The sequence below is a fragment of the Rhodococcus sp. WB1 genome (assembly GCF_001700945.1).
Taxonomy (GTDB): domain Bacteria; phylum Actinomycetota; class Actinomycetes; order Mycobacteriales; family Mycobacteriaceae; genus Rhodococcus; species Rhodococcus aetherivorans.
The window spans coordinates 3,139,459-3,162,595 of the sequence record NZ_CP015529.1 but is presented as its reverse complement, the minus strand read 5'-3'; the positions used below and the strand labels follow the sequence as shown (position 1 = coordinate 3,162,595).

The 23,137-nt window shown below is 72.5% G+C and carries 17 protein-coding genes; 14 read left to right on the top strand and 3 right to left on the bottom strand.

Annotation, left to right across the window (positions count from 1 at the left end; all coding sequences use genetic code 11):
- Position 1 precedes the first annotated feature (1 nt).
- Genes A4U64_RS13975 through A4U64_RS13950 form a run of 6 tightly spaced genes read left to right on the top strand, consistent with a single transcriptional unit; the run spans position 2 to position 7,967 of the window.
- Positions 2-481, top strand: coding sequence for a (2Fe-2S)-binding protein (locus A4U64_RS13975; RefSeq protein ID WP_029543050.1), 480 nt, complete (start codon positions 2-4; stop codon positions 479-481).
- Complete coding sequence (locus tag A4U64_RS13970; protein ID WP_065922680.1) at positions 478-2,874, top strand: aerobic carbon-monoxide dehydrogenase large subunit; 2,397 nt, start codon at positions 478-480, stop codon at positions 2,872-2,874. Before A4U64_RS13975 ends, A4U64_RS13970 begins: the two co-directional genes overlap by 4 nt.
- A 28-nt stretch (positions 2,875-2,902) precedes the next feature.
- Positions 2,903-3,790, top strand: coding sequence for an XdhC family protein (locus A4U64_RS13965; RefSeq protein ID WP_006946618.1), 888 nt, complete (start codon positions 2,903-2,905; stop codon positions 3,788-3,790).
- Between the two features lie 25 nt (positions 3,791-3,815).
- Positions 3,816-4,685, top strand: a complete 870-nt coding sequence (locus tag A4U64_RS13960) for an AAA family ATPase (protein ID WP_065922679.1) — start codon at positions 3,816-3,818, stop codon at positions 4,683-4,685.
- Positions 4,682-5,902, top strand: coding sequence for a vWA domain-containing protein (locus tag A4U64_RS13955; RefSeq protein WP_065922678.1), 1,221 nt, complete (start codon positions 4,682-4,684; stop codon positions 5,900-5,902). Before A4U64_RS13960 ends, A4U64_RS13955 begins: the two co-directional genes overlap by 4 nt.
- A gap of 31 nt (positions 5,903-5,933) precedes the next feature.
- Complete coding sequence (locus tag A4U64_RS13950) at positions 5,934-7,967, top strand: cytochrome c oxidase assembly protein (RefSeq protein ID WP_029543056.1); 2,034 nt, start codon at positions 5,934-5,936, stop codon at positions 7,965-7,967.
- Here A4U64_RS13950 and A4U64_RS13945 read toward each other — a convergent pair.
- Positions 7,964-8,797 (bottom strand): tryptophan-rich sensory protein, encoded by an 834-nt coding sequence (locus A4U64_RS13945; protein ID WP_065922677.1) that lies wholly within the window; start codon positions 8,795-8,797, stop codon positions 7,964-7,966. The genes A4U64_RS13950 and A4U64_RS13945 overlap by 4 nt on opposite strands.
- 98 nt (positions 8,798-8,895) lie before the next feature.
- Between A4U64_RS13945 and A4U64_RS13940 the strand changes: the two genes are divergently transcribed.
- The 8 genes from A4U64_RS13940 (at position 8,896) to A4U64_RS13905 (ending at position 20,647) form a co-directional block, all read left to right on the top strand.
- The gene (locus tag A4U64_RS13940) at positions 8,896-10,023 is read left to right on the top strand and encodes an alpha/beta hydrolase family protein (RefSeq protein WP_065922676.1); all 1,128 of its coding nucleotides are present in this window, start codon (positions 8,896-8,898) and stop codon (positions 10,021-10,023) included.
- A gap of 74 nt (positions 10,024-10,097) precedes the next feature.
- Positions 10,098-11,162: a lipase family protein gene (locus tag A4U64_RS13935; RefSeq protein ID WP_044475560.1), complete on the top strand. Its 1,065-nt coding sequence runs from the start codon at positions 10,098-10,100 to the stop codon at positions 11,160-11,162.
- A 78-nt stretch (positions 11,163-11,240) separates the two neighbouring features.
- Positions 11,241-12,368, top strand: a complete 1,128-nt coding sequence (locus A4U64_RS13930) for a lipase family protein (RefSeq protein ID WP_029543063.1) — start codon at positions 11,241-11,243, stop codon at positions 12,366-12,368.
- Positions 12,369-12,449: 81 nt separating this feature from the next.
- Positions 12,450-14,123, top strand: a complete 1,674-nt coding sequence (ettA, locus tag A4U64_RS13925) for an energy-dependent translational throttle protein EttA (RefSeq protein WP_006930524.1) — start codon at positions 12,450-12,452, stop codon at positions 14,121-14,123.
- On the top strand, positions 14,116-14,532 hold the full coding sequence (locus A4U64_RS13920; protein ID WP_065922675.1) for an acyl-CoA thioesterase: 417 nt from the start codon (positions 14,116-14,118) through the stop codon (positions 14,530-14,532). Before ettA ends, A4U64_RS13920 begins: the two co-directional genes overlap by 8 nt.
- A 108-nt stretch (positions 14,533-14,640) precedes the next feature.
- On the top strand, positions 14,641-19,464 hold the full coding sequence (locus A4U64_RS13915; protein WP_232334080.1) for an NAD-glutamate dehydrogenase: 4,824 nt from the start codon (positions 14,641-14,643) through the stop codon (positions 19,462-19,464).
- A gap of 51 nt (positions 19,465-19,515) precedes the next feature.
- Positions 19,516-19,950: an acyl-CoA thioesterase gene (locus A4U64_RS13910; protein WP_006930531.1), complete on the top strand. Its 435-nt coding sequence runs from the start codon at positions 19,516-19,518 to the stop codon at positions 19,948-19,950.
- Positions 19,943-20,647 (top strand): hypothetical protein, encoded by a 705-nt coding sequence (locus A4U64_RS13905; protein ID WP_006930539.1) that lies wholly within the window; start codon positions 19,943-19,945, stop codon positions 20,645-20,647. Before A4U64_RS13910 ends, A4U64_RS13905 begins: the two co-directional genes overlap by 8 nt.
- Here A4U64_RS13905 and A4U64_RS13900 read toward each other — a convergent pair.
- Positions 20,634-21,557, bottom strand: coding sequence for a DMT family transporter (locus tag A4U64_RS13900; protein WP_006930541.1), 924 nt, complete (start codon positions 21,555-21,557; stop codon positions 20,634-20,636). The two genes, A4U64_RS13905 and A4U64_RS13900, sit on opposite strands and share 14 nt — an antisense overlap.
- Positions 21,545-23,134 carry a glycoside hydrolase family 13 protein gene (locus A4U64_RS13895; RefSeq protein WP_065922673.1) on the bottom strand — a complete coding sequence of 530 codons (1,590 nt, stop codon included), beginning with the start codon at positions 23,132-23,134 and terminating at the stop codon, positions 21,545-21,547. The genes A4U64_RS13900 and A4U64_RS13895 overlap by 13 nt, the downstream gene beginning before the upstream one ends.
- Positions 23,135-23,137: the final 3 nt, after the last annotated feature.

Below are 23,137 nucleotides of genomic sequence, written 5' to 3'. Positions count from 1 at the left end.
GATGCGTGTTTCGATGACCGTCAACGGTGACGAGGTCAGTGCCGAGGTGGAACCGCGGCTGCTGCTCGTCCACTTCCTGCGCGATCACCTCGGCCTGACCGGCACGCACTGGGGCTGCGACACCAGCAACTGCGGCACCTGCGTCGTCGCGGTCGACGGCGAGCCCGTCAAGTCGTGCACCATGCTCGCCGTCATGGCGAGCGGCCACGACGTGCGCACCGTCGAGGGACTCGAGCGCGACGGCGTGCTCGACCCCGTGCAGGAGGGCTTCATGCGCTGCCACGGGCTGCAGTGCGGCTTCTGCACCCCCGGCATGATGATCACCGCCCGGGCCCTGCTCGACCGCAACCCGGACCCCGACGAGCAGACCATCCGCGAGGCGATCTCCGGGCAGATCTGCCGCTGCACCGGCTACACCACCATCGTGCGGTCCATCCGCTGGGCCGCCGAGCACCCCGCCACCGAGAAGGCGCCGTCATGACCGCCGTCGACCCGACCCCCGAGCTGCTCGACACCGTCGACAACGACAAGAAGCCGTGCGGTCACGGCCGCATGCTGCGCAAGGAGGACCCGCGCTTCATCCGCGGCCACGGCCGCTTCGTCGACGACGTGCAGCTGCCGGGCATGCTGCACCTGGCGATCCTGCGCTCACCCGTGGCCCACGCGAAGATCCTCGGCATCGACACCACCGCCGCGCAGGCCCACCCGAAGGTGAGGGCCGTCGTCACCGGCGCCGACCTCGCGGACAAGGGCCTGGCATGGATGCCGACCCTGTCCAACGACGTCCAGGCCGTCCTCGCCACCGACAAGGTCCGATTCCAGGGCCAGGAGGTCGCCTTCGTCGTCGCCGACGACCGCTACTCGGCGCGCGACGCCCTCGAGCTCATCGACGTCGAGTACGACATCCTCGCCCCGGTCGTCGACGTCCGCCGCGCGCTCGCGCCCGAGGCGCCCGTGATCCGCACCGACCTCGAGGGCAAGACCGACAATCACTGCTTCGACTGGGAAACCGGGGACGCCGCCGCCACCGAGGCCGCGTTCGCGAAGGCCGACGTGATCGCCCGGCAGGAGATGGTCTATCCCCGCGTGCACCCGGCGCCCATGGAAACCTGTGGCGCCGTGGCCGATTACGACCGCATCAGCGGCAAGCTCACGCTCTGGTCGACCAGTCAGGCGCCGCACGCCCACCGCACCCTCTACGCCCTCGTCGCCGGCCTGCCCGAACACAAGATCCGGGTGATCGCCCCGGACATCGGCGGCGGGTTCGGCAACAAGGTGCCCATCTATCCCGGGTACGTCTGCGCGATCGTCGCCTCGCTCGTGACCGGCAAGCCGGTCAAGTGGATGGAGGACCGCAGCGAGAACCTGGTGAGCACCGGCTTCGCGCGCGACTACGTGATGGTCGGCGAGATCGCCGCGACCCGGGAGGGAAAGATCCTCGCGATCCGCACCCAGGTCCTCGCCGACCACGGCGCGTTCAACGGCACCGCCGCCCCGGTGAAGTACCCGGCCGGGTTCTTCGGGGTGTTCACCGGCAGCTACGACATCGAGGCCGCCTACTGTCACATGACCGCCGTCTACACCAACAAGGCGCCCGGCGGCGTGGCCTACGCGTGCTCGTTCCGCATCACCGAGGCCGTCTACCTCGTCGAGCGGCTCGTGGACTGCCTCGCCTACGACCTCGAGCTGGATCCGGTGCAGCTGCGGCTGCGGAATCTGCTTCGCCCCGAACAGTTCCCGTACACGAGCAAGACCGGTTGGAAATACGACTCCGGCGACTACGAAACCACCCTGCGCAAGGCCGTGGAGATGGTCGGCTACGACGAACTGCGCCGCGAGCAGGCCGAACGCCGCGCGCGTGGCGAGCTGATGGGCATCGGCGTGGCGTTCTTCACCGAGGCCGTCGGCGCCGGCCCCCGCAAGGACATGGACATCCTCGGCCTCGGCATGGCCGACGGCTGCGAACTGCGCGTGCACCCCACCGGCAAGGCGGTGGTGCGACTGTCGGTACAGACCCAGGGGCAGGGCCACGAGACCACGTTCGCGCAGATCGTCGCCGAGGAACTGGGCATCCCACCCGAGGACATCGACGTCGTGCACGGTGACACCGACAACACCCCGTTCGGTCTGGGCACGTACGGCAGCCGGTCCACCCCGGTCTCCGGCGCGGCCGCCGCCCTCGTCGCCCGCAAGGTGCGCGACAAGGCCCGGATCATCGCCTCCGGCATGCTCGAGGTGTCCGTCGCCGACCTCGACTGGGTCAAGGGCGCCTTCCACGTCAAGGGCGATCCGACCGCGTCGGTGACCATTCAGGACATCGCGATGCGGGCGCACGGCGCCGGCGATCTGCCCGAGGGCGTCGAGGGCGGACTCGAGGCGCAGATCTGCTACAACCCCGAGAATCTCACCTACCCGTACGGGGCGTACTTCTGCGTCGTCGACATCGATCCCGGGACGGCGGAGGTGACGGTGCGCCGGTTCCTCGCCGTCGACGACTGCGGCACCCGCATCAACCCGATGATCATCGAGGGGCAGGTGCACGGCGGGATCGTCGACGGCATCGGCATGGCACTGATGGAGATGATCGAGTTCGACGAGGACGGTAACTGCCTCGGCGGCTCGCTCATGGACTACCTGATCCCCACGGCGATGGAGGTGCCCCACTTCGAGACCGGCTTCACCGTCACCCCGTCGCCGCACCACCCGATCGGAGCGAAGGGCATCGGCGAGTCCGCGACCGTCGGCTCGCCGCCCGCGGTGGTCAACGCCGTCGTCGACGCGCTGCGCCCCTTCGGGGTGCGGCACGCCGACATGCCGCTGACCCCGTCGCGGGTGTGGGAGGCGATGCAGGGCCGGCCCACCCCGCCGATCTGACCGACCGGCCCGAACCAGGGAGAGCCACATGGATCTGACGGTGCGCGCCGCGGAACTGACCCGCCGGCGACGGGCGTTCGTCCGCGCCACGGTGGTGCGCGCCCAGCGGCCGACGTCCGCCCGCGCCGGCGACTGCGCGCTGGTGCTCGACGACGGCACGATCGAGGGCTTCGTCGGCGGCCAGTGCACCGAGACCTCGGTGCGCGACGCCGCGCGGCAGGCCCTGAACACGGGGGAGAGCATCCTGCTGCGGGTCCTGCCCGGCGCGACGCAGACCTTCCCGGACACTCCGGGGGCGACCGTCGCGGTCAACCCGTGCCTGTCCGGCGGCGCGACGGAGATCTTCCTCGAGCCGCAACTGCCCACCCCGATCCTCGTCGTCTCCGGGTCGACGCCGGTGGCCGAGGCCGTCGCGGACATCGCCGCGCGGCTCGACTTCGCCGTCACCCGCCCCGGCCCGGGCGCCGCCCCCGACGCCGACGCCACCGCCGTCGTCGTCGCGAGCCTCGGCGGCGAGGAGGCCGGGATGATCCGGGCCGCCCTCGACGCCGGCATCGGCTACGTCGGCCTCGTCGCCAGCCGGCGGCGCGGCGCCGACGTGCTCGCGCAGGCCGAGGTGCGCCCCGACGAACGGGCCCGCGTGCACACCCCCGCGGGTCTCGACATCGGTGCGCGCACCGCCGCGGAGATCGGGCTGTCGATCGTCGCCGAACTGGTGCAGGCGATCCGCCGCGAGAGCCTCGGTGCGCCCGTCGCGCCGGCCGCGCCGCCGCACACCGCGGTGGACCCCGTGTGCGGGATGACCGTCACCGTCACCGCCGACACCCCGCACCTGACCGACGCCGGCACGGACGTGTGGTTCTGCTGCCCGGGCTGCCGCCGCACCTACCAGAAGGAACACGCCGCGTGTTCGTGACGGGACCGGCCCCGGGAGCCGGCCGATGAGCGTGTTCGGCGGCGTCGACGACGTCATCCGCCGGTTCGACGACCAGGACTACCTGCTCGACGAGGGCACCGCCACCGCCCTGTACCTCGCGGTGGAGCTCGGCCGGCCGCTGCTGCTCGAGGGCGAGCCCGGCGTCGGCAAGACCACCGCCGCCAAGGCCCTCGCCGCCGCCGTGGGCACCGAGCTGATCCGGCTGCAGTGCTACGAGGGCCTCGCCGCGAGCGAGGCCCTCTACGACTGGAACTACCAGCGGCAACTGCTCGCGATCCGGCTCGCCGAGACCCGGGGTGAGAGTCTGAGCGAGGCCGACCTCTACACCGAGGAGTTCCTGCTCGAGCGGCCGGTGCTGCGCTGCGTGCGGCACCGCGGCCCCACCGCGCCGGTACTGCTCATAGACGAGATCGACCGGGCCGACGACGAGTTCGAGGCGCTGCTGCTCGAGTTCCTCGGCGAGTTCTCCGTCACGATCCCCGAACTGGGCACCCTCACCGCCGTGCGGCCCCCGATCGTCGTGCTCACCTCCAACCGCAGCCGCGACCTGCACGACGCGCTGCGCCGGCGCTGCCTCTACCACTGGATCGACTACCCGGACCGGGACCGCGCCGTCGCGATCCTGCGCCGCACCGTCCCCGCCGCGAACCTCGCGCTCGTCGAATCGGCCGCCGACTTCGTCGCCTCCGTGCGCCGGCTGGACCTGGACAAGGCGCCGGGCATCGCCGAGACCATCGACTGGGTGTCCGCGCTCGTCGCGCTCGGGGTGGGGGATCTGGTCCACCCGGGCGCGGTGGCGACGCTGACCGCGCTCGCCAAGACCCCCGACGACCGGACCACGATCCGTGCCGAGTACGAGGAGTACCGGGCGTGAGCACCGCGCTGCTGCTGCGCGGCGTCGACCTCGCCGCGTTCACCGTGGCGCTCACCGACCGGTTGCGCCGCGCCGGCGTGCCCGTCGCCGCGACCGCCGCCGCGACCTTGGTGCGGGCGCTGCGGCTGTACCCGCCGCGCACCCGCAGCCGGCTGTACTGGACCGCGCGGGTGGCCCTCGTCGATCGGCAGGACGCGCTCGCGGCGTTCGACGCCGTGTTCGCCGAGGTCTTCGACCACCAGGTCCTCGCCGTCGACCCGCACGCCCGCCGCACCGGCCCCGACGGGACGGTCGGTGCCGGCGACGCCGTCGTGCAGGGTGCGGCGCCGAACCCGGCGCCGGCGTCGCCGCAGCCGGGCGTGCCGTGGCACACCCGCAGGCCGCGCCGGTCCGGCGAACCGCCCGAGACGGTCCGGCCCGGGCCGTGGGCCCCGAGCCCCGTCGAGATCCGCGCCGACCAGCCGTTCGCCGACCTGCGGCCCGAGGACCTGCGCACGCTGGGACAGTGGCTCGAGCAGGCCCGGGTGCGCTGGCCGCGGCGCCTCGGCCGCCGCCGCACGCCGCACCACCACGGCCGCCTCGACGTGCGCGCCACCCTCGACGCGTCCCGGCACACCGGGTTCGAACTGGTGCGCCTGCGCCGCGCCCGCCCGATCCGCCGTCCGCGCCGGATCGTGGTGCTGTGCGACGTGAGTCGCTCCATGCACGGCTACGCCGACATCTACCTGCACCTGATGCGGGCCGCGGTGCGCTCCGGCGACGCCGAGGTGTTCGCGTTCTCCACGAGCCTGACCCGGCTCACCGCGACCCTGGCGCACCGCTCCGCCGAGCACGCGGTCGCCCGCGCCAACGACACGGTCGTCGACCGCTACGGCGGCACCCACATCGCCGGCAGCCTCGAGGCGTTGCTCGCCTCCCACCACGGCAACCTGCTGCGCGGCGCCGTCGTGTTCGTCGCCTCCGACGGGTGGGACAGCGACGATCCGCAGGCCCTCGGCCGGGCCGTCGCGCGGGTGCGCCGCCGCGCACACCGGCTGATCTGGCTCAACCCGCGGGCCGGCCGGCCCGGGTACCGTCCCGAGACCGGGCCGATGGCGGCGGCGCTGCCGCACTGCGACGCCCTGCTGGCGGCCGACACCCTCGACGCCCTGCGCGCGGTGTTCGATCTCGACCCGGCCGCCGGCCGGGTGGCGCACGTCTCCGACGGCCCGTCGTAGCGGCGCTCGTCGAGGTCCTACCCTGTTAGGTATGGCATCACCCGAGCTCGCGTCGGCCGCGCCGACGTCCTCGCCGCCGGCCGGGCGGCGCAACACGTCGGCACTGTACGTCCTCCTCGGGCTCGTCGCCGCGGTCGTCGCGCCGATCGTGGTCGGCCTGTCCGCCGCGCAGGCGCTGGTGCTGCTGGGCATCCCCGACCCCGGTCCGCTCACCACCTACGGGCTGCCCGCGGTGCGGGCGATCGCGGAGGTCGCGGCCGTCGCCGCGGTCGGTTCGCTGTTCTTCGCCGCGTTCCTGGTGCCGCCGCAGCGCAGCGGGGTGCTCGACGTGGACGGCTACCGGGCCATGCGCACCGCGGGCGCCGCCGCCCTGATCTGGGCGTTCTGCTCGGCGGTGCTGGTGCCGCTGACCCTGTCCGACACGTCCGGGCAGCCGCTGGCCGAGGCGCTGAAGCCGGAGAACCTGTGGGGTGCGATCGGGCAGATCGACACCGCGCTCGCGTGGGCGTGGACGGCGGCGCTCGCCCTGATCCTGGCGGTGCTGATCCGCGCCGCGGTGCGCTGGTCGTGGGTGCCGTACCTGCTCCTGCTGTCCCTGGTGACGCTGATGCCGCTGGCCCTGACGGGGCACTCGTCGTCGGGCGGATCGCACGACATGGCCACCAACAGCCTGGTGCTGCACCTGGTCGCGGCCGCGGTGTGGGCGGGCGGCCTGTTCGCCCTGCTCGCCCACGGGTGGCGCCGCGGCGCGCACACCGACCTCGCCGCCCGCCGGTTCTCGTTCGTCGCCGGGGTGGCCTTCGCGGTGATGGCCCTGAGCGGCATCGTCAACGCCGCGGTGCGGCTGCCGGCCGACGAGTTGCTCACCAGCACCTACGGCCGGCTGATCGTGGCCAAGGCGCTGGCGCTGATCGCCCTGGGCGTCCTCGGATGGATGCAGCGGCGCCGCGCGCTGCCCGCCCTCGAGGCGAACCCCGACGACCGGGGCGCGCTCGTCCGGTTCGCGGCCGTCGAGGCCGTCATCCTGGCCGCCACCGTCGGACTGGCCGTGGGGCTGGGCCGTACCCCGCCGCCCCCGCCGGCGACGGTGCCGTCGCTGCTCGAGGTGGAGCTGGGCTACAACCTGGACGGCCCCCCGACGGTCGGCACCCTCTTCTTCGGCGCGTGGCGCTTCGACCTGATCTTCGGCACGATCGCCCTGGTTCTCGCGGTCGGCTACGCGATCGGGCTGTGGACGCTGCGCCGGCGCGGCGACAGCTGGCCCGTCGGCCGGTCGATCGCCTGGTTCTCCGGCTGCTTCGTGCTGCTGGTCGCCACGTCGTCGGGCGTGGGCATGTACTCGCCGGCGATGTTCAGCGTGCACATGGGCGCCCACATGGCGATGTCGATGCTGGCGCCCGTGCTGCTCGCCCTCGGCGGGGCGATGACCCTGGCGCTGCGGGCCTTCAAACCGGCGGGCCGCGACGGCTACCCCGGCCCGCGTGAATGGCTCCTGGCGTTCCTGCACAGCCCGCCGTCGCGGTTCTTCACCCATCCGGTCGTCGCGTCGGTGATGTTCGTCGGCGGCTTCTACGCGCTGTACCTGGGCGGGATCTTCGAGGCCAACGCCGACAGTCACGCCGCGCACGTGCTGATGAACCTGCACTTCCTGATGAGCGGCTACCTGTTCTACTGGGTCGTGATCGGCGTGGACCCGTCGCCGCGCGACGTGACGCCGGTGACGAAGCTGGCGATGGTGTTCGGCTCGCTGCCGTTCCACGCGTTCTTCGGTGTGACCCTGATGAGCATGGGCACGGTGATGGCCGAGTCCTACTACCGCGGTCTCGGCCTGGCCTGGAACAGCGACCTGTTCGCTGACCAGAAGGTGGGCGGCAGCATCGCCTGGTCGGCCGGGGAGATCCCGCTGGTGCTGGTGATGCTGGCCCTGCTGGTGCAGTGGTCGCGCAGCGACGAGCGCACCGCGCGACGGGTGGACCGCGCCGCCGAGCGGGACGACGACGCCGATCTCGCCGCCCACAACGCGATGTTCGCCGAGCTGGCGCGGCGGGACCGCGAGGGCCACTAGGGTCGCCGGCGCCGCGCGGTCTCGGTGCGCAGTCGCACGCCGACCGCGGAGAGCAGCGCGACGGCCGCCGCGCCGCCGGCCGCGACGGCGGCCGGGGTGGAGGTGAAGCCGGTGTAGCCGCTGCGGGCCACCGCGATCCACACCAGCCCCCACGCCATGGCCGTGGCGACGGCGAGCCGCCCGTGCCCGGCGACGGCGAGGAGCACCGACACCGCGGCGACCACGACCAGGACGAGCACCGCCCAGGTGTCGGCGCCCAGCGCGAACGGGTCGACCTCCGCGGCGCGCAGAGCCGCCGCGGTGTTCGCGACCGTGGCCACCGCCACCCAGCCCAGGTACAGGAACATGGTGCCGTCCACGACGACGCCCTCGAGGCGGGACGACGGCGCGGTGCGGGTCAGGCCGAGGAAGATCCGGACCAGCACGGCCAGCAGCGCGGCGATGACCGCGACGCTGACCGCGAGCAGTTCGAGCTGCACGACGAGGATCCACGCGGCGTTGAGCAGCATCGACGCGGCGATCCACCGGCCGAGCGTCCGCTGGCGAGGGTCGGCGTGGTGCGCGGGCAGGGCCTGCCACACCGCGAGCGCCAGCAGGCCCAGGTAGATCACCGACCAGATCGAGAACGCCGGACCGCCCGGCGCCACCGCCGTCGCGTCGGCGGACAGCGCCCCACCCGCCACCTCGGAGATCGGTGTGCCCACCACGGCCCCGGATCCCAGGAAGGAGACGGCGACCGCGGTGATCGCCGACACGGCGACGCCTGCGACGCGGAGCCGGTCGGCGGAGGTGGCCTGGGGTCGCGTCGAGCTCGCCGGGGAAGTCGTCATCCCCGGAAGATGCCCGGCGTCGCCGTGTCCGAAACGTCCCGTCCGTTCGGGCTCGGCTGTTAACTTGAGCGCCTGGCACCGACGACGGAAGGAGCGCGATGAGGGGTACGGGGTGGCGGCTGCGGGCGCTCGCGTGCATCGGCGCCGTGGCGGCCGGGCTGGTCGTGCCCGCGACGGCCGGCGCGCAGCCCGCGCCCGGCGAGGTGGTCGCGGTCGAGTCACTGCCCGGTGCGCTGTCGGTGCCGGGTGCGGCCACGGCCGAGCGGCTGACCTTCCGCACCCAGTGGCGGTCCGGTGCGGAGACCACCGCGTCGGGTGTCCTGTACCTGCCGCCCGGCCAGGCCCCCGCGGGCGGCTGGCCGGTCGTGTCGTGGGCGCACGGCACCGTCGGCATCGGCGACGACTGCGCCCCGTCGCGCAACCCGCGCAGCGACCGCGACCGGGCGTACCTCGGGCACTGGTTGTCCCAGGGCTACGCCGTGGTCGCCTCCGACTATCCCGGCCTGGGCGGCGACGGCCTGCACACGTATCTCGACGGGCCGAGCGCCGCGAACAGCGTCGTCGACGTCGTCCGGGCCGCCCGCGCCGCCGAGCCCTCGCTGTCGAACCGGTGGATCGTGATCGGCCAGTCGCAGGGCGGTCACGCCGCCCTGCACACCGCGCGCCTGGCCACGACGCGGGCGCCGGAACTCGACTTCCGCGGCATGATCGCCACCGGCGCGCCGTCGAACCTCGAGACGGTGTTCCCGTTCGGCGGTCCCGGCTTTCCGGATCTGGGCCTGGACGGCACCACCGTGTTCCTGTCCTACGTCCTGGCCGGCCTGCGGGTCGCGCGGCCCGACCTGGACGTGAACAGCTACCTCACCCCGGTCGGGCGGGACGTCGTCGACGACGCCGAACGGCTCTGCTACGCCGACCTCGGCGACCGCGTCCGCGGCATCGGCGTGGGGGAGATCCTCGCCCGCCCGCTCGGCGACGACCGCATGCGTGCCGCGCTCGCCGACTACATGGGGGTGCCCACCCGCGGCTACGATCGGCCGCTGTTCCTCGGTCAGGGGCTGCGGGATCAGGTCGTGCCGGCGCCGCTGTCGTTCAAGCTCGTCGCCGACCTGTGGTCCGGGGGCACGAACGTCGACTACCGCACCTACCCCAACGGGCATTCCGAGACCATGTTCGACGCCCTGCCGGCCACCACGCCGTTCGCGGCGACATTGGTCGGCAGGTAGAGCAGAGGGGTTGCGCCGTGAGCAGGTGGGGAGTGCGCCGGTCGCTGTGGGCGGCCTGCGCGTCGGTGGCCGTGATGTGCCCGGCCGTCGCGGTCGCCGAACCCGTGCCCGGCGCGGTGATGTCGGTGGAACCGTTGCCGGCCGAACTCTCCGTGCCCGGTGCCGTGGTCGCCGAGCGGCTCACCTACCGGACCCAGTGGCGGTCCGGCGTCGCCGCCGTCGGCACGGGGGTGCTGTTCCTGCCGCCGGGTGAGGCACCCGACGGAGGCTGGCCGGTCGTGTCGTGGGCGCACGGCACCGTCGGCATCGGCGACGACTGTGCGCCGTCGCGCAACCGGCGCATCGAACGGGAGCGGCGGTATCTCGCGCACTGGCTGTCGCAGGGCTACGCGGTGGTGGCCGCCGACTATCCCGGCCTCGGTACCGAGGGCCTGCACACGTATCTCGACGGGCCCACCGCCGCGAACAGCATCGTCGACGTCGTCCGCGCCGCCCGGGCCGCCGAGCCGTCGCTGTCGCAGCGGTGGGTGGTCGTCGGCCAGTCGCAGGGCGGGCACGCGGCGCTGCACACCGCGCGCCGGGCCACGGCGCGCGCGCCGGAGCTCGACTTCCGCGGCGCGGTCGCCACCGGTGCGCCGTCCAACCTCGAGCTGCTGTTCCCGTTCGGGGTGCCCGGCTTCCCCGACCTCGACCTCGACGGGCTCGTCTCGTTCAGCGCCTACATCATGGCCGGGCTGCGGGCGGCACGCCCCGACCTCGACGTGAACAGCTACCTCACGCCCGTCGGACGCGATCTCGTCGACGCCGCCGAGTACCTCTGCTATGGGGATCTCGAGGACCGCGCCGCCGACGTGGATGTGGGGCAGTTGCTGTCCCGGCCGCTGGGCGACGACCGGATGCGGGCCGCGCTCGCCGACTACCTCGGTGTCCCGACCCGCGGTTACGACCGGCCGCTGTTCGTCGGCCAGGGATTGCGGGACCGGATGGTTCCCGCGCCGCTGTCGTTCAAGCTCGTCGCCGACCTGTGGGCCGGTGGCGCCGACGTCGACTACCGCACCTATCCGGACGACCACTTCGCCACCCTCTTCGCCGCGCTCCCGGACACGACACCGTTCGTGGCCGCCCGATTCGTCCGGTAACGCGGGACGGCCGGCGACCGACGTGCGAGGTGGCGCATGCCGACGATCGGCACGCCCCTCGGACGAGCGGAGGACTTCATGGGCCGGAACAGACGGTGGCGACGGGCGCTGGGCGCGATCGGCGCGGTGCTGGCGGGCGTGCTCGCCCCGTCCGTCGCGGCCGCCGACCCCGCGCCGGGCGCGATCGTGTCGGTCGAGCCGCTGCCGGCCGAGATGTCGGTGCCGGGTGCCGCGGTCGCCGAGCGGCTCACCTACCGCACCGAGTGGCGCTCCGGCGCTCCGGCCGTCGGCACCGGCGTGCTGTTCCTCCCGCCGGGGCCGGCCCCGGCGGGCGGCTGGCCGGTGGTGTCCTACGCGCACGGCACCGTCGGCATCGCCGACGGCTGCGCCCCGTCGCGGCACCCGTGGTCCGATCTCGAGCGTCCGTACCTCGAGCATTGGCTCGCCCAGGGCTACGCCGTCGTCGCGGCCGACTATCCGGGCCTGGGCACCGAGGGCGTCCACCCGTATCTCGACGGGCAGAGCGCCGCCAACAGCGTCGTCGACATCGTGCGCGCGGGCCGTGCCGCCGAGCCGTCGCTGTCGCAGCGCTGGGTCGTCGTCGGCCAGTCCCAGGGCGGGCACGCGGCGCTGCACACCGCGCACCGGGCCTCGTCGCGGGCCCCGGAGCTCGACTTCCGCGGCACCGTCACCACCGGGGCGCCGTCCAACCTCGAGCAGCTGTTTCCCATGGGCGGACCCGGATTCCCGGATCCGGGCTTCGAGGGTCTGGTGGCCTTCAGTTCCTACATCTTCGCCGGGCTCCGCGCCGCCCAGCCCGACCTGGACGTGAACAGCTACCTGACCCCGACCGGGCGGAAGTTCGTCGACGCGGCCGAACAGCTCTGCTACAACGAGCTGAACGCGCTCGCCGACGGGGTGCGGGTGGGTGAGCTGGCGGCGCTGCCGCTGTCCGCGGGCCGGTTCCCCGCCGTGTTCGCCGACTACCTCGGCGTCCCGACGAGCGGGTACGACCGGCCGGTGTTCCTCGCCCAGGGCATCCACGACACGATGGTTCCGGCGCCGCTGTCGGCCAAACTCGCAGCCGACCTGCGGGCGGGGGGCGCCGACGCCGACTACCGGGTGTACGTGGCCGGGCACAACACGACCATGACCCGGTCCCTGCCCGACACCACCCCGTTCGTGGCGCGGCTGTTCGGGTCGTAGCCGGCCCGCTCCCGGGTCCCGCCGGGCGGGCCCGGTCGTCCGGGATGTGGGTTCTGCGGGTCCGCCCGATACGCTGGACCTATGGCGGAGTTCATTTACACGATGAAGAAGGTGCGCAAGGCGCACGGTGACAAGGTCATTCTCGACGACGTCACCATGAGCTTCTACCCGGGTGCCAAGATCGGTGTGGTCGGACCGAACGGCGCGGGCAAGTCGTCCATCCTCAAGATCATGGCCGGGTTGGACCAGCCCAGCAACGGCGAGGCCTTCCTCGACCCGGAAGCCTCCGTCGGCATCCTGCTGCAGGAACCGCCGCTCAACGAGGAGAAGACCGTCCGCGGCAACGTGGAGGAGGGTCTCGGCGAGATCAAGGTCAAGCTCGACCGGTTCAACGAGATCGCCGAGCTGATGGCGACCGACTACTCCGACGAGCTGATGGAGGAGATGGGCAAGCTCCAGGAGGAACTCGACCACGCCAACGCCTGGGACATCGACTCGCAGCTCGAGCAGGCCATGGATGCCCTGCGCTGCCCGCCGCCGGACGAGCCGGTCACCCACCTCTCCGGCGGTGAGCGCCGCCGCGTCGCCCTGTGCAAGCTGCTGCTGAGCAAGCCCGACCTGTTGCTGCTCGACGAGCCCACCAACCACCTCGACGCCGAGTCGGTGCTGTGGCTCGAGCAGTTCCTCGCGAGCTACCCGGGCGCCGTCCTCGCCGTCACCCACGACCGGTACTTCCTCGATCACGTCGCGCAGTGGATCTGCGAGGTCGACCGCGGCAAGCTGCACCCGTACGAGGGCAACTACTCCACCTACCTGGAGAAGAAGGCCGAGCGCCTCGAGGTGCAGGGCAAGAAGGACCAGAAGCTGCAGAAGCGCCTCCGGGAGGAGCTCGAGTGGGTCCGGTCCGGCGCCAAGGCGCGCCAGACCAAGAGCAAGGCCCGTCTGGCCCGCTACGAGGAGATGGCCGCCGAGGCCGAGAAGTTCCGCAAGCTGGACTTCGAGGAGATCCAGATCCCGACACCGCCGCGCCTGGGCGACGTCGTGGTCGAGGTCGACCACCTCGACAAGGGATTCGAAGGCCGCGTGCTGATCAAGGACCTGTCGTTCACGCTGCCGCGCAACGGCATCGTCGGCGTGATCGGTCCCAACGGTGTCGGCAAGACCACCCTGTTCAAGACCATCGTCGGCCTCGAGAAGCCCGACTCGGGCACCGTGAAGGTCGGCGACACCGTCAGGCTGAGCTACGTCGACCAGTCCCGCGCGAACATCGACCCCAACAAGACGGTGTGGGAAGTGGTTTCGGACGGACTCGACTACATCGAGGTCGGCCAGAACGAGATGCCCTCGCGCGCGTATGTCAGCGCCTTCGGGTTCAAGGGCCCGGACCAGCAGAAGAAGGCCGAGGTGCTCTCCGGTGGTGAGCGCAACCGTCTGAACCTGGCACTGACCCTCAAGGAGGGCGGCAACCTGATCCTGCTCGACGAGCCGACCAACGACCTCGACGTCGAAACCCTGAGCTCGCTCGAGAACGCGCTGCAGAAGTTCCCCGGCTGCGCCGTCGTGATCTCCCACGACCGCTGGTTCCTCGACCGCACCTGCACCCACATCCTCGCGTGGGAAGGCAACGTCGAGGAGGGCAAGTGGTTCTGGTTCGAGGGCAACTTCGAATCGTACGAGGCCAACAAGGTCGAGCGGCTCGGGGCGGAGGCGGCGCGTCCGCACCGCGTCACCCACCGGAAGCTCACCCGTGACTGAGCCGGGGCAGAAGACCTTCACCTGCACGCTGGAGGTCCGCTGGGCCGACTCCGACCGTCTCGGGCACGTGAACAACACGAAGTTCGTGGAGTACATGCAGGAAGCCCGGATCAAGTTCCTGCAGAGCGGCCCGTTCGCGCGCGGCGCCGTGGTGGTGCGGAAGATGGACGTGGAGTTCCTGCGTCCGCTCAAGGACGACTCCGGCCCGATCACCGTCGCCATCTCGGTCCTGCACGTGGGCAACAGCTCGTACACCCTGCGGCACATGATCACCGACGTGCAGGGCAATCCGTGCGGCTCCGGGGACGCGGTGCTCGTCGGGTTCGACCCGCGCACGGAGACCTCCCGGCCGCTGTCCGCCGAGGAGCGGGCGGTTCTCGAGGAGTACGTCGCCGCGCCGGTCGCCTGACCACCCGGCGCGGGATTCCCCCCTCACACCCGGCGCCGCGGATAGGCTCGAACCAGAGCCTGTCCGCGGCGCTGCCGGTTTCCGGCGGCGAATGAGGGAGTGAGCACCATGGCCGAGTCCGCCACACCCCAGGGGGTTTCGTCGAACCGGCGCGGTGAGCTTTCGGCGGCCGCGCTCGAGGACGTCTATCGCCGCTACGCGGACACCCTCGACGCCCCCGATCCGGCCCTGTTCGCCCACCTGGACCTCGGCCGCGAGCGGAGTGCCGACGCCGTCCTGACCCGCGTCTACCGGCCCGGCGATCGGTGGGGCGTCGGCGCCGCCCTGCAGATCGTCACCGACGACATGCCGCTGCTCGTCGAATCCGTCATCGCGCTGCTGACCCGGCTCGGCGTCGCCATCCGCGAACTCGTCCATCCCGTCGTGTCCGTCCGGCGCGACGAGGACGGACGCCTGCTCGAGATGGTGGCCGACACCACGCCCCCGCACGGCTTCGTCGCGGAGTCGTGGATTCACGTCCAGCTGCACCCGGCCACCTCCGAGGCCACCCTCGACACCGTCGGCACCGAGATCGGCGGTGTGCTCGCCGACGTGCGGCAGGTCGGGGCCGACACCGCCGCGATGCTCGCCCGCGAACGCGATCTCGCCGTCGAACTCGACGCGCTCGCCGAGAACCCGCCGCCGCGGCACGCCGCGGAGGAGTTGCGGGAGACGGCGGCGCTGCTGCGCTGGCTCGCGCGTGGCAACTACACCGTCCTCGGTTACCGGCGCTACGACATCGTCGCCGACGCCTCCGGGACGCGGCACGCCCGCGCCGTGCCCGGCAGTGGTCTCGGGGTGCTGCGTTCCGACCTCGCCGCCGACGACGTGATCGACATGTCGGCGACCGTCGAGGCCACCGACCGGCCGCTGCTGGTGCTCACCCAGGCGTCCCTGCCTGCCACGGTGCACCGCTCGGTGTACCCGTACTTCGTGGGCGTTGCCGTCCTCGGCCCGGACGGTCGCGTCGTCGGCGAGCACCGGTTCCTCGGTGTGCTGGCCGTGACCGCGCTGCACGAGAACGTGCTCGACATTCCCGTGCTGGCGCGCCGGGTCCGGGAGGTGGTGGCCCGCGCCGGCGTGGAACTGTCGTCCTTCACCGGACAGGCGATGCTCGAGGTGCTGCAGGCGCTGCCCCGGGTGGAACTGTTCTCCGCCGACACCGACACCCTCTACGAGACCGTCACCGCGGTGGTCGCGATGCGCCGGCAACTGCGGTTGTTCCTGCGGGTCGACCCCTACGGCCGCTTCGTCTCGTGCCTGATCTACCTGCCCCGCGACCGCTACAACACACGGGTCCGGGTCGCGATGCAGCAGATCCTGATGCGCGAGTACGGCGGGGGTTCCATCCACTACACCGCCCGGGTCACGGAGGGCGACCTGGCGCTGCTGCACGTGACCATCCGGACCCCGCCGGGACAGGCCCTGCCGCGGATCGACACCTCCGAGGAGAATCGCCTGCGCATCCAGGCCCTGCTCACCGAGGCCAGCCGCAGCTGGGACGACCACCTCGCCGACCTGGCCGCCACCGACCACACCGTCGATCCCGTGCTGGTGCAGCGCTACGCGGAGGCGCTCCCCGACGGTTACAAGGAGGACTTCGACGCCGTCCGGGCGCTGGCCGACATCGCCCGCCTCGAGGCACTGCGCGACGGCAGCATCGACCTGCTGCTGTACCGGCCCCCCGGCGCCGACCCGCGCCGGTGGCGCTTCACGCTCTACATCGGCAGCGAGGGCATCACCCTCAGCCAGGTGCTGCCGGTGCTGCAGAGCCTCGGCGTCGAGGTGCTCGACGAGCGCCCGTACCAGATCATCCGCGCCGACCGGATGAGCTGCTGGATCTACGATTTCGGCCTGGTCCTGCCCGTCGACCTCGAACCCGACCCGAGGGTGACCACCCGTGTCACCGCGGCGTTCGCCGCCGTGTGGCACGGGCTCTCGGAGCCGGACCGATTCAACGAACTGGTCCTGCGGGCCGGGCTGGGCTGGCGGCAGGCCATGATGCTGCGCGCCTACGCGAAGTACCTGCGGCAGGCCGGCTTCCCCTACAGTCAGTACCACATCGAAGGTGTGCTGCTCGCCGACCCGGACACCACCGCGCTGCTCGCCGAACTGTTCGAGGCGATGTTCGACCCCGACGAGGCGTCCGCCGACCGCGAGCAGGACGCCGCCGCCGAACTGGTCGGCCGGATCGACGCCGTCGTCAGCCTCGACGCCGATCGGATCCTGCGCGGTCTCTTCGGCCTCATCCGGGCGACGTTGCGCACCAACTACTTCGTGTCCGGCGACGACGGGGCCGTCGCGCTCTCGCGCGCCGACGCCGCGCCCTCCCGGGTCCTGTCGTTCAAGCTCGACCCGACCCGCATCAACGAACTGCCCCAGCCGCGACCGAAGTTCGAGGTGTTCGTCTACGCACCCGACGTCGAGGGTGTGCACATGCGCTTCGGCTCCGTTGCCCGCGGCGGCCTGCGCTGGTCGGACCGGCGCGAGGACTTCCGCACCGAGATCCTCGGGCTCGCCAAGGCCCAGGCCGTGAAGAACGCCGTCATCGTCCCCGTCGGTGCCAAGGGGGGCTTCGTGGTCAAGCGCCCCGTCGCGCCGACCGGGGACGCGGCCGCCGACCGGCAGGCGGTGCGCGCGCAGGGGGAGGCCTGCTACCGGCGGTTCATCGCGGGCCTGCTCGACGTCACCGACAACCTCGACCGCGCCCGCGGCGTGGCCGTGCCGCCACCGCGGGTGGTCCGCCGCGACGGGGACGACACGTACCTCGTGGTCGCCGCGGACAAGGGCACCGCCACCTTCTCCGACCTCGCCAACGAGGTCGCCCGCGAGTACGGGTTCTGGCTCGGCGACGCCTTCGCCTCCGGCGGATCGGCCGGCTACGACCACAAGGCGATGGGCATCACCGCGCGCGGCGCGTGGGAGAGCGTCAAGCGACACTTCCGCGAACTGGGCGTCGACACGCAGAGCGAGGACTTCACGGTCGCCGGCGTCGGCGACATGAGCGGCGACGTGTTCGGCAACGGCATGCTGCTGAGCACCCACATCCGGTTGGTGGCCGCGTTCGACCACCGGCACATCTTCCTCGACCCCCACCCGGAGCCCGCCGCCTCGTACGCCGAGCGGCGCCGCCTGTACGACCTGCCCCGCTCGTCGTGGGCCGACTACGACGCGGACCTGATCAGCACCGGCGGCGGGGTGTGGGAGCGCTCGCTCAAGTCCGTCCCGCTCAGCCCCCAGGCCCGTAGCGTGCTCGGACTCGACGATGACGTCACCGAGCTCTCGCCCCCCGAACTGATCCGCGCCATCCTCCGGGCGCCGGTGGACCTGCTGTGGAACGGGGGGATCGGCACCTACATCAAGGCCGCCACCGAAACCGACGCAGACGTCGGCGACAAGGGCAACGACGCGGTCCGCGTCGACGGCGCCACCGTCCGCGCCCGGGTGGTCGGGGAGGGCGGCAACCTCGGCGTCACCCAGCGCGGCCGCATCGAGTACGCCCGGGCCGGCGGCAAGATCAACACCGACGCGATCGACAACTCCGCCGGTGTCGACTGTTCCGACCACGAGGTCAACATCAAGATCCTGCTCGACTCGATGGTCACCGCCGGCGCCCTCACGTCCACCGACCGCAACCCGCTGCTCGAATCCATGACCGAGGAGGTCGGGCGAATCGTTCTGAAGGACAACATGTCCCAGAACAATCTGCTCGGCTACTCCCGCACCGGCGCGCCCACGATGCTCGGGGTGCACCAGCGGCTGATCGCCGACCTCGTCGCCGAACGCGGTCTCGACCGTTCCCTCGAGGCACTGCCCGGCGACGCCGAGATCGAGCGGCGCCGCCTCGAAGGGGAGGGACTCACCTCCCCGGAGCTGTCCACCCTGCTCGCCCACGTCAAGCTCGCACTCGCCGACGACCTGCTCGACACCGACCTGCCCGACAGCGACACCTTCGCCGGCCGGCTGCCCGGGTACTTCCCGCGGCAACTGCGCGAACCCTTCCGCACCGGCATCAAGTCCCACCCGCTGCGCCGGCAGATCGTCGCGACGATCCTCGCCAACGAGACCGTCGACAACGGCGGGATCACCTACGTCTACCGGCTCTCGGAGGAGGCCGGCGCGTCGAGCACCGACGCCATCCGCGCCTACGCTGCCGTCACCGAGATCTTCGGCCTGCCCGGCCTGTGGGCGCGCATCCGCGCGGCCGACACGACCGCGGCCGTCGCCGACGACCTGCTGCTCGAATCGCACCGCGTCCTCGACCGGGCGTCGCGGTGGCTGCTGTCGAACCGGCCGCAACCCCTGGCCGTCGGTGCCGAGATCAGCCGGTACCGCGCGATGTTCGCGCGGCTCGCGCCGCGCGTGGAGGAGTGGATGCAGGGCCACCACGTACAGGACCTGAAGGAACGCGCCGAGCCGCTGCTCGCGCGTGGCGCCCCGGAGGAGCTGACGTGGGACGTGTTCCGCCTCCTCGACCAGTTCCCGCTGCTGGACGTCATCGACATCGCCGACATCGCCGAACGCGACGAGGCCGAGGTCGCCGAGCTGTACTACGCGATGGACGCGCACATGGGGATCGACTGGCTGCTGTCCGCGGTCACGGCCCTCGAGCGCGGCGACCGGTGGCACTCGCTGGCCCGGCTCGCCCTACGCGACGAACTGTACGGTTCGCTGCGCACGCTCACCCTCGACGTGCTCGGCACCGCCGAACCCGGCGAGAGCACCCGCGAGATGATCGAGGACTGGGAGCTGACCAACGGCTCGCGGCTCGGGCGGGCGAGGTCGGCGCTCGAGGAGATCTTCCTGTCTGGAAATCTGGACCTCGCGACGCTGTCCGTGGCGGCGCGTCAGGTCAGGAGCATGGTGCGCGCCGGCGCACCCGACAGGAGGTAGGCAGTTGAAGCACGCCGGGGTGGAGCACCGTGGAGCCGCGGGGCCCGCGCAGTGAGGGACGCGACCGAGCAGTTCGGCTTCCACACCGCGGTGGAGGTGCGCTGGTCCGACATGGACGCGTTCCAGCACATCAACCACGCGCGCATGGTCACCCTCCTCGAGGAGGCCCGCATCCCGTGGCTGTTCGCCGACGGCCGGCCCACCGTGAACCTGCGGGAGGGTGCCGTCATCGCAGACCTGCACGTGCGGTACCGCGGCCAGTTGCGGCACGAGGACAGCCCGCTGGACGTGCTGATGTGGGTCGAGCAGGTGCGGGCGGTCGACTTCACCATCGGCTACGAGGTCCGGCCCGGCGGCGCGCCCGCCGACGCCACGCCCTCGGTGGTCGCCTCCACCCAGATCGCGGCGTTCGACATCGGCACCCAGCGGCTGCGCCGGCTCACCGGCCCCGAACGCGAGTACCTGCAGCGGTGGCGTCGTGGCTGATTCCCTCAGTGCGGCCGGGACGTCACCCGAACGGTGGCTGCAGGTCCCGGACCCCGCCGACCGCTCCGACCTCGTCGCGTTCCTGACCCGCGCGGTCCGGCTCGACGAGGCCGCTGTCGTGCGGCTGCGGCAACGCCCCGACGGGCTGCTCTCGGCGTGGGTGAACACCGGGTTCGACGCCCTCGCCGCCCGGGTGCTGCGCGGCACGATCGCCCCGGCGGACACGACCGTCGCCGCGGACGGGCTGCGCGCGGCCCTCGTCGCCGCCGGCGGCGACGGGATGGACCCGGGGTGGGCGATGGACTCGGCGTGGCGCGGGGCCCTGCCTCCGGATGCCGGGTACGTCCACCTCGACGACGTCCCCGCCCGCGTCCTCGTGGACCTCGCGCAGCGCGGCGTCACGCTCAGTCGCGAGCAGGGGCAGGGACCGCCGTCGTCGCTGCTGGCGCAGGAGGTGCTCGAGGTCGCCGGTGGGGGAGAGCGGGCCGGGGTGCCGATGCGGCTGGTGTTCGCACTCAACGCCATGGGCTTCGTGCCCACGGGCGGTGCCCCCGCGACAGCGGAGATCGACCTCGACCGGATCGACCCGGCCGAAGTGGTGCGCGTGCGGGCGTCGGCGACATGGCTGCGGCTCGACGCCCGCTACGGATCCGTGTACCTCCGCCGCGGCGGAGGTCTCGGCCTCAGCGTGCGCTGACACCGCCGCCGAGATTCCGGCCCAGCAGCGTCAGCGCCGCGACCACGACCACCGTCCCCGCGAGGGCCACCGGGCCGAGCCGCTCGCCGAGCACCAGCACACCGAGCACGGCCGCCACCACCGGTTCCGCGAGCGTGAGGGTGGTCACCGCCGCGGGCGACAGCGTGCGCAGGCCGAGCGCGAACAGCAGGTAGGCGAGCACCGTGGGGACGAGGGCGAGATAGACGACGGTCGTCGCGCCGGCCGCGCTGTCGAGACCGCCCGGCCACTGTGCCAGCAGGATCGCCGCCATGGGCACCGCCGCCAGCCCGAACATCGCGCCCATCGACGCGGCCGGGGTGGCGCCGCGGCCGAGCAGCGCGGCACCCGCGACGGTGTACGTCGCGTAGCCCAGGCCGGCCGCAAGCGCGGGCAGGGCCCCGGCCGCGACGGAACCGGCGCCCGCGGAGGTGCCGCCGCCCGATCCGGCGACGATGAGGACGAGCCCGACGACCGCGATCGCCGTCGACACCGCCCACACGCGGCCGGGGCGGCGCCGGGACACCAGCCACTGCAGCAGCCCGGTGAACGCCGGTCCGGATCCGAGCGCGATCATCGTGCCCGCCGCGACGCCCGCGGTCTGCACCGCGGTGAAGAACCCCAGTTGATACATCACCACGCCGCCGGCGCCGAGCAGCGTCGGCAGCCGGCGGCCCGCCGGGAACAGCGGGCCACGGGCCCGCGCGAACAGCGCGAGCACCGTCCCGGCCAGCACGATGCGGCCCGCCCCGACCGCGACGGCGTCCAACGGGACACCGAGCGCACGCGAACCGAGGGCCTGCGCGGTGCCCGTCGTCCCGAACAGGGCGGACGCCGCCAGCACCAGGGCGACCGCGCTCGCCGGCGAGCGGTGTGCGGTCAGATCAGCCACGCCGCGCCGTTGCCGGGCAGCTGCCCGTCCACCAGCGGCGCGCTGGACAGGATCACCGTGCCCGGCGGCATCTCCACCGGGTGCTCGGTGGTGTTGAGGGCGCAGATCAGCCCACCGGAGCGGCGGAACGCCAGGCACCCGGGCGGACTGCCGTACCAGTCCACGTCGGCGCCGTCGAACTCCGGCCGCCGACGTCGCGCCTCGAGCGCCGCCCGGTACAACGACAGGGTGGACGAGACGTCCTCGAGCTGCGCCTCGACGGTCAGCCCGGCCCACGTGTCCGGCTGCGGCAGCCACGTCTGCGATGCGCTGGTGAAGCCGAACGGCGGCTGCGTGCCCTCCCACGGCATCGGGACCCGGCACCCGTCCCGGCCGCGGTCGGTGTGCCCGGACCGCTCCCACACCGGATCCTGCAGCGCGTCCTCGGGCAGGTCGTCGACGTTGGGCAGGCCGAGTTCGGCACCGTTGTAGAGGAAGGCCGCACCGGGCAGCGCCAGCTCGACGAGGATCATCGCCCGCGCGCGGTCGCGCCCGAGCGGACCGCCGCCGTAGCGCGTCACCTCACGCTCGATGTCGTGATTGGACAGTGTCCACGTCGCGACCCCGCCGCTCGGCGCGACCGCGGCGAGCGACACGTCGATCGCCTCCCGGATCTCGGCGGCATCCCACCGCGCGAGCGCAAGATGGAAGTTGAACGCCAGGTGCAGTTCGTCGGGGCGCAGGTACTCCGAGAACAGCACGTGGTCGTGCACCCAGATCTCACCGACGGCCACCGTGTCCGGATACTCGTCGAGCACCGAGCGGATCCGGCGGTGGATGTCGTGGACCTCGGCGTTGTTGAACCGCGGGTCGTCGTCGAAGTGCCGCAGCAGCCGGTTCTGCTCCCAGTGGTCGAAGTCGGGTAGCCCGCCGGGCTTGGCCATGCCGTGGGCGACGTCGATGCGGAAGCCGTCGACGCCGCGGTCCAGCCAGAACCGCAGGGTCTTCTCCAGGTCCTCGAACACCTCGTCGTTGCGCCAGTTCAGGTCCGGCTGCTCCGGTGCGAACAGGTGCAGGTACCACTGTCCGGGGGTGCCGTCGGGTTCGGTCACGCGGGTCCACGCGGGGCCGCCGAACACGCTCGGCCAGTTGTTGGGCGGCAGGTCGCCGTTCGGCCCGCGGCCGTCGCGGAAGTGGTACCGGGCCCGCTCGGGGCTGTCGGGTGCGGCGACCAGCGCCTCCCGGAACCAGAGATGTTCGGAACTCGTGTGGTTGGGGACCAGGTCCATCATGACGCGGATCCGGCGGGCGTGGGCGGCCTCGACGAGGGCGTCCAGAGCGGCGAGGTCGCCGAACAGGGGATCGACGTCGCGGGGGTCGGACACGTCGTAGCCGTGGTCGGCCATCGGTGAGCGCATCACCGGGTTCAGCCAGATCGCGTCGACCCCCAGCAGCTCCAGGTATCCGAGCTTGTCGCGGATCCCGTCGAGGTCGCCGACGCCGTCTGCGTTCGAGTCGGCGAACGAGCGGGGGTACACCTGGTAGAAGACGGCGTCCGCCCACCAGCGTTGTGCAGGGGTGCCGGGGGGAGTGCTCACAGC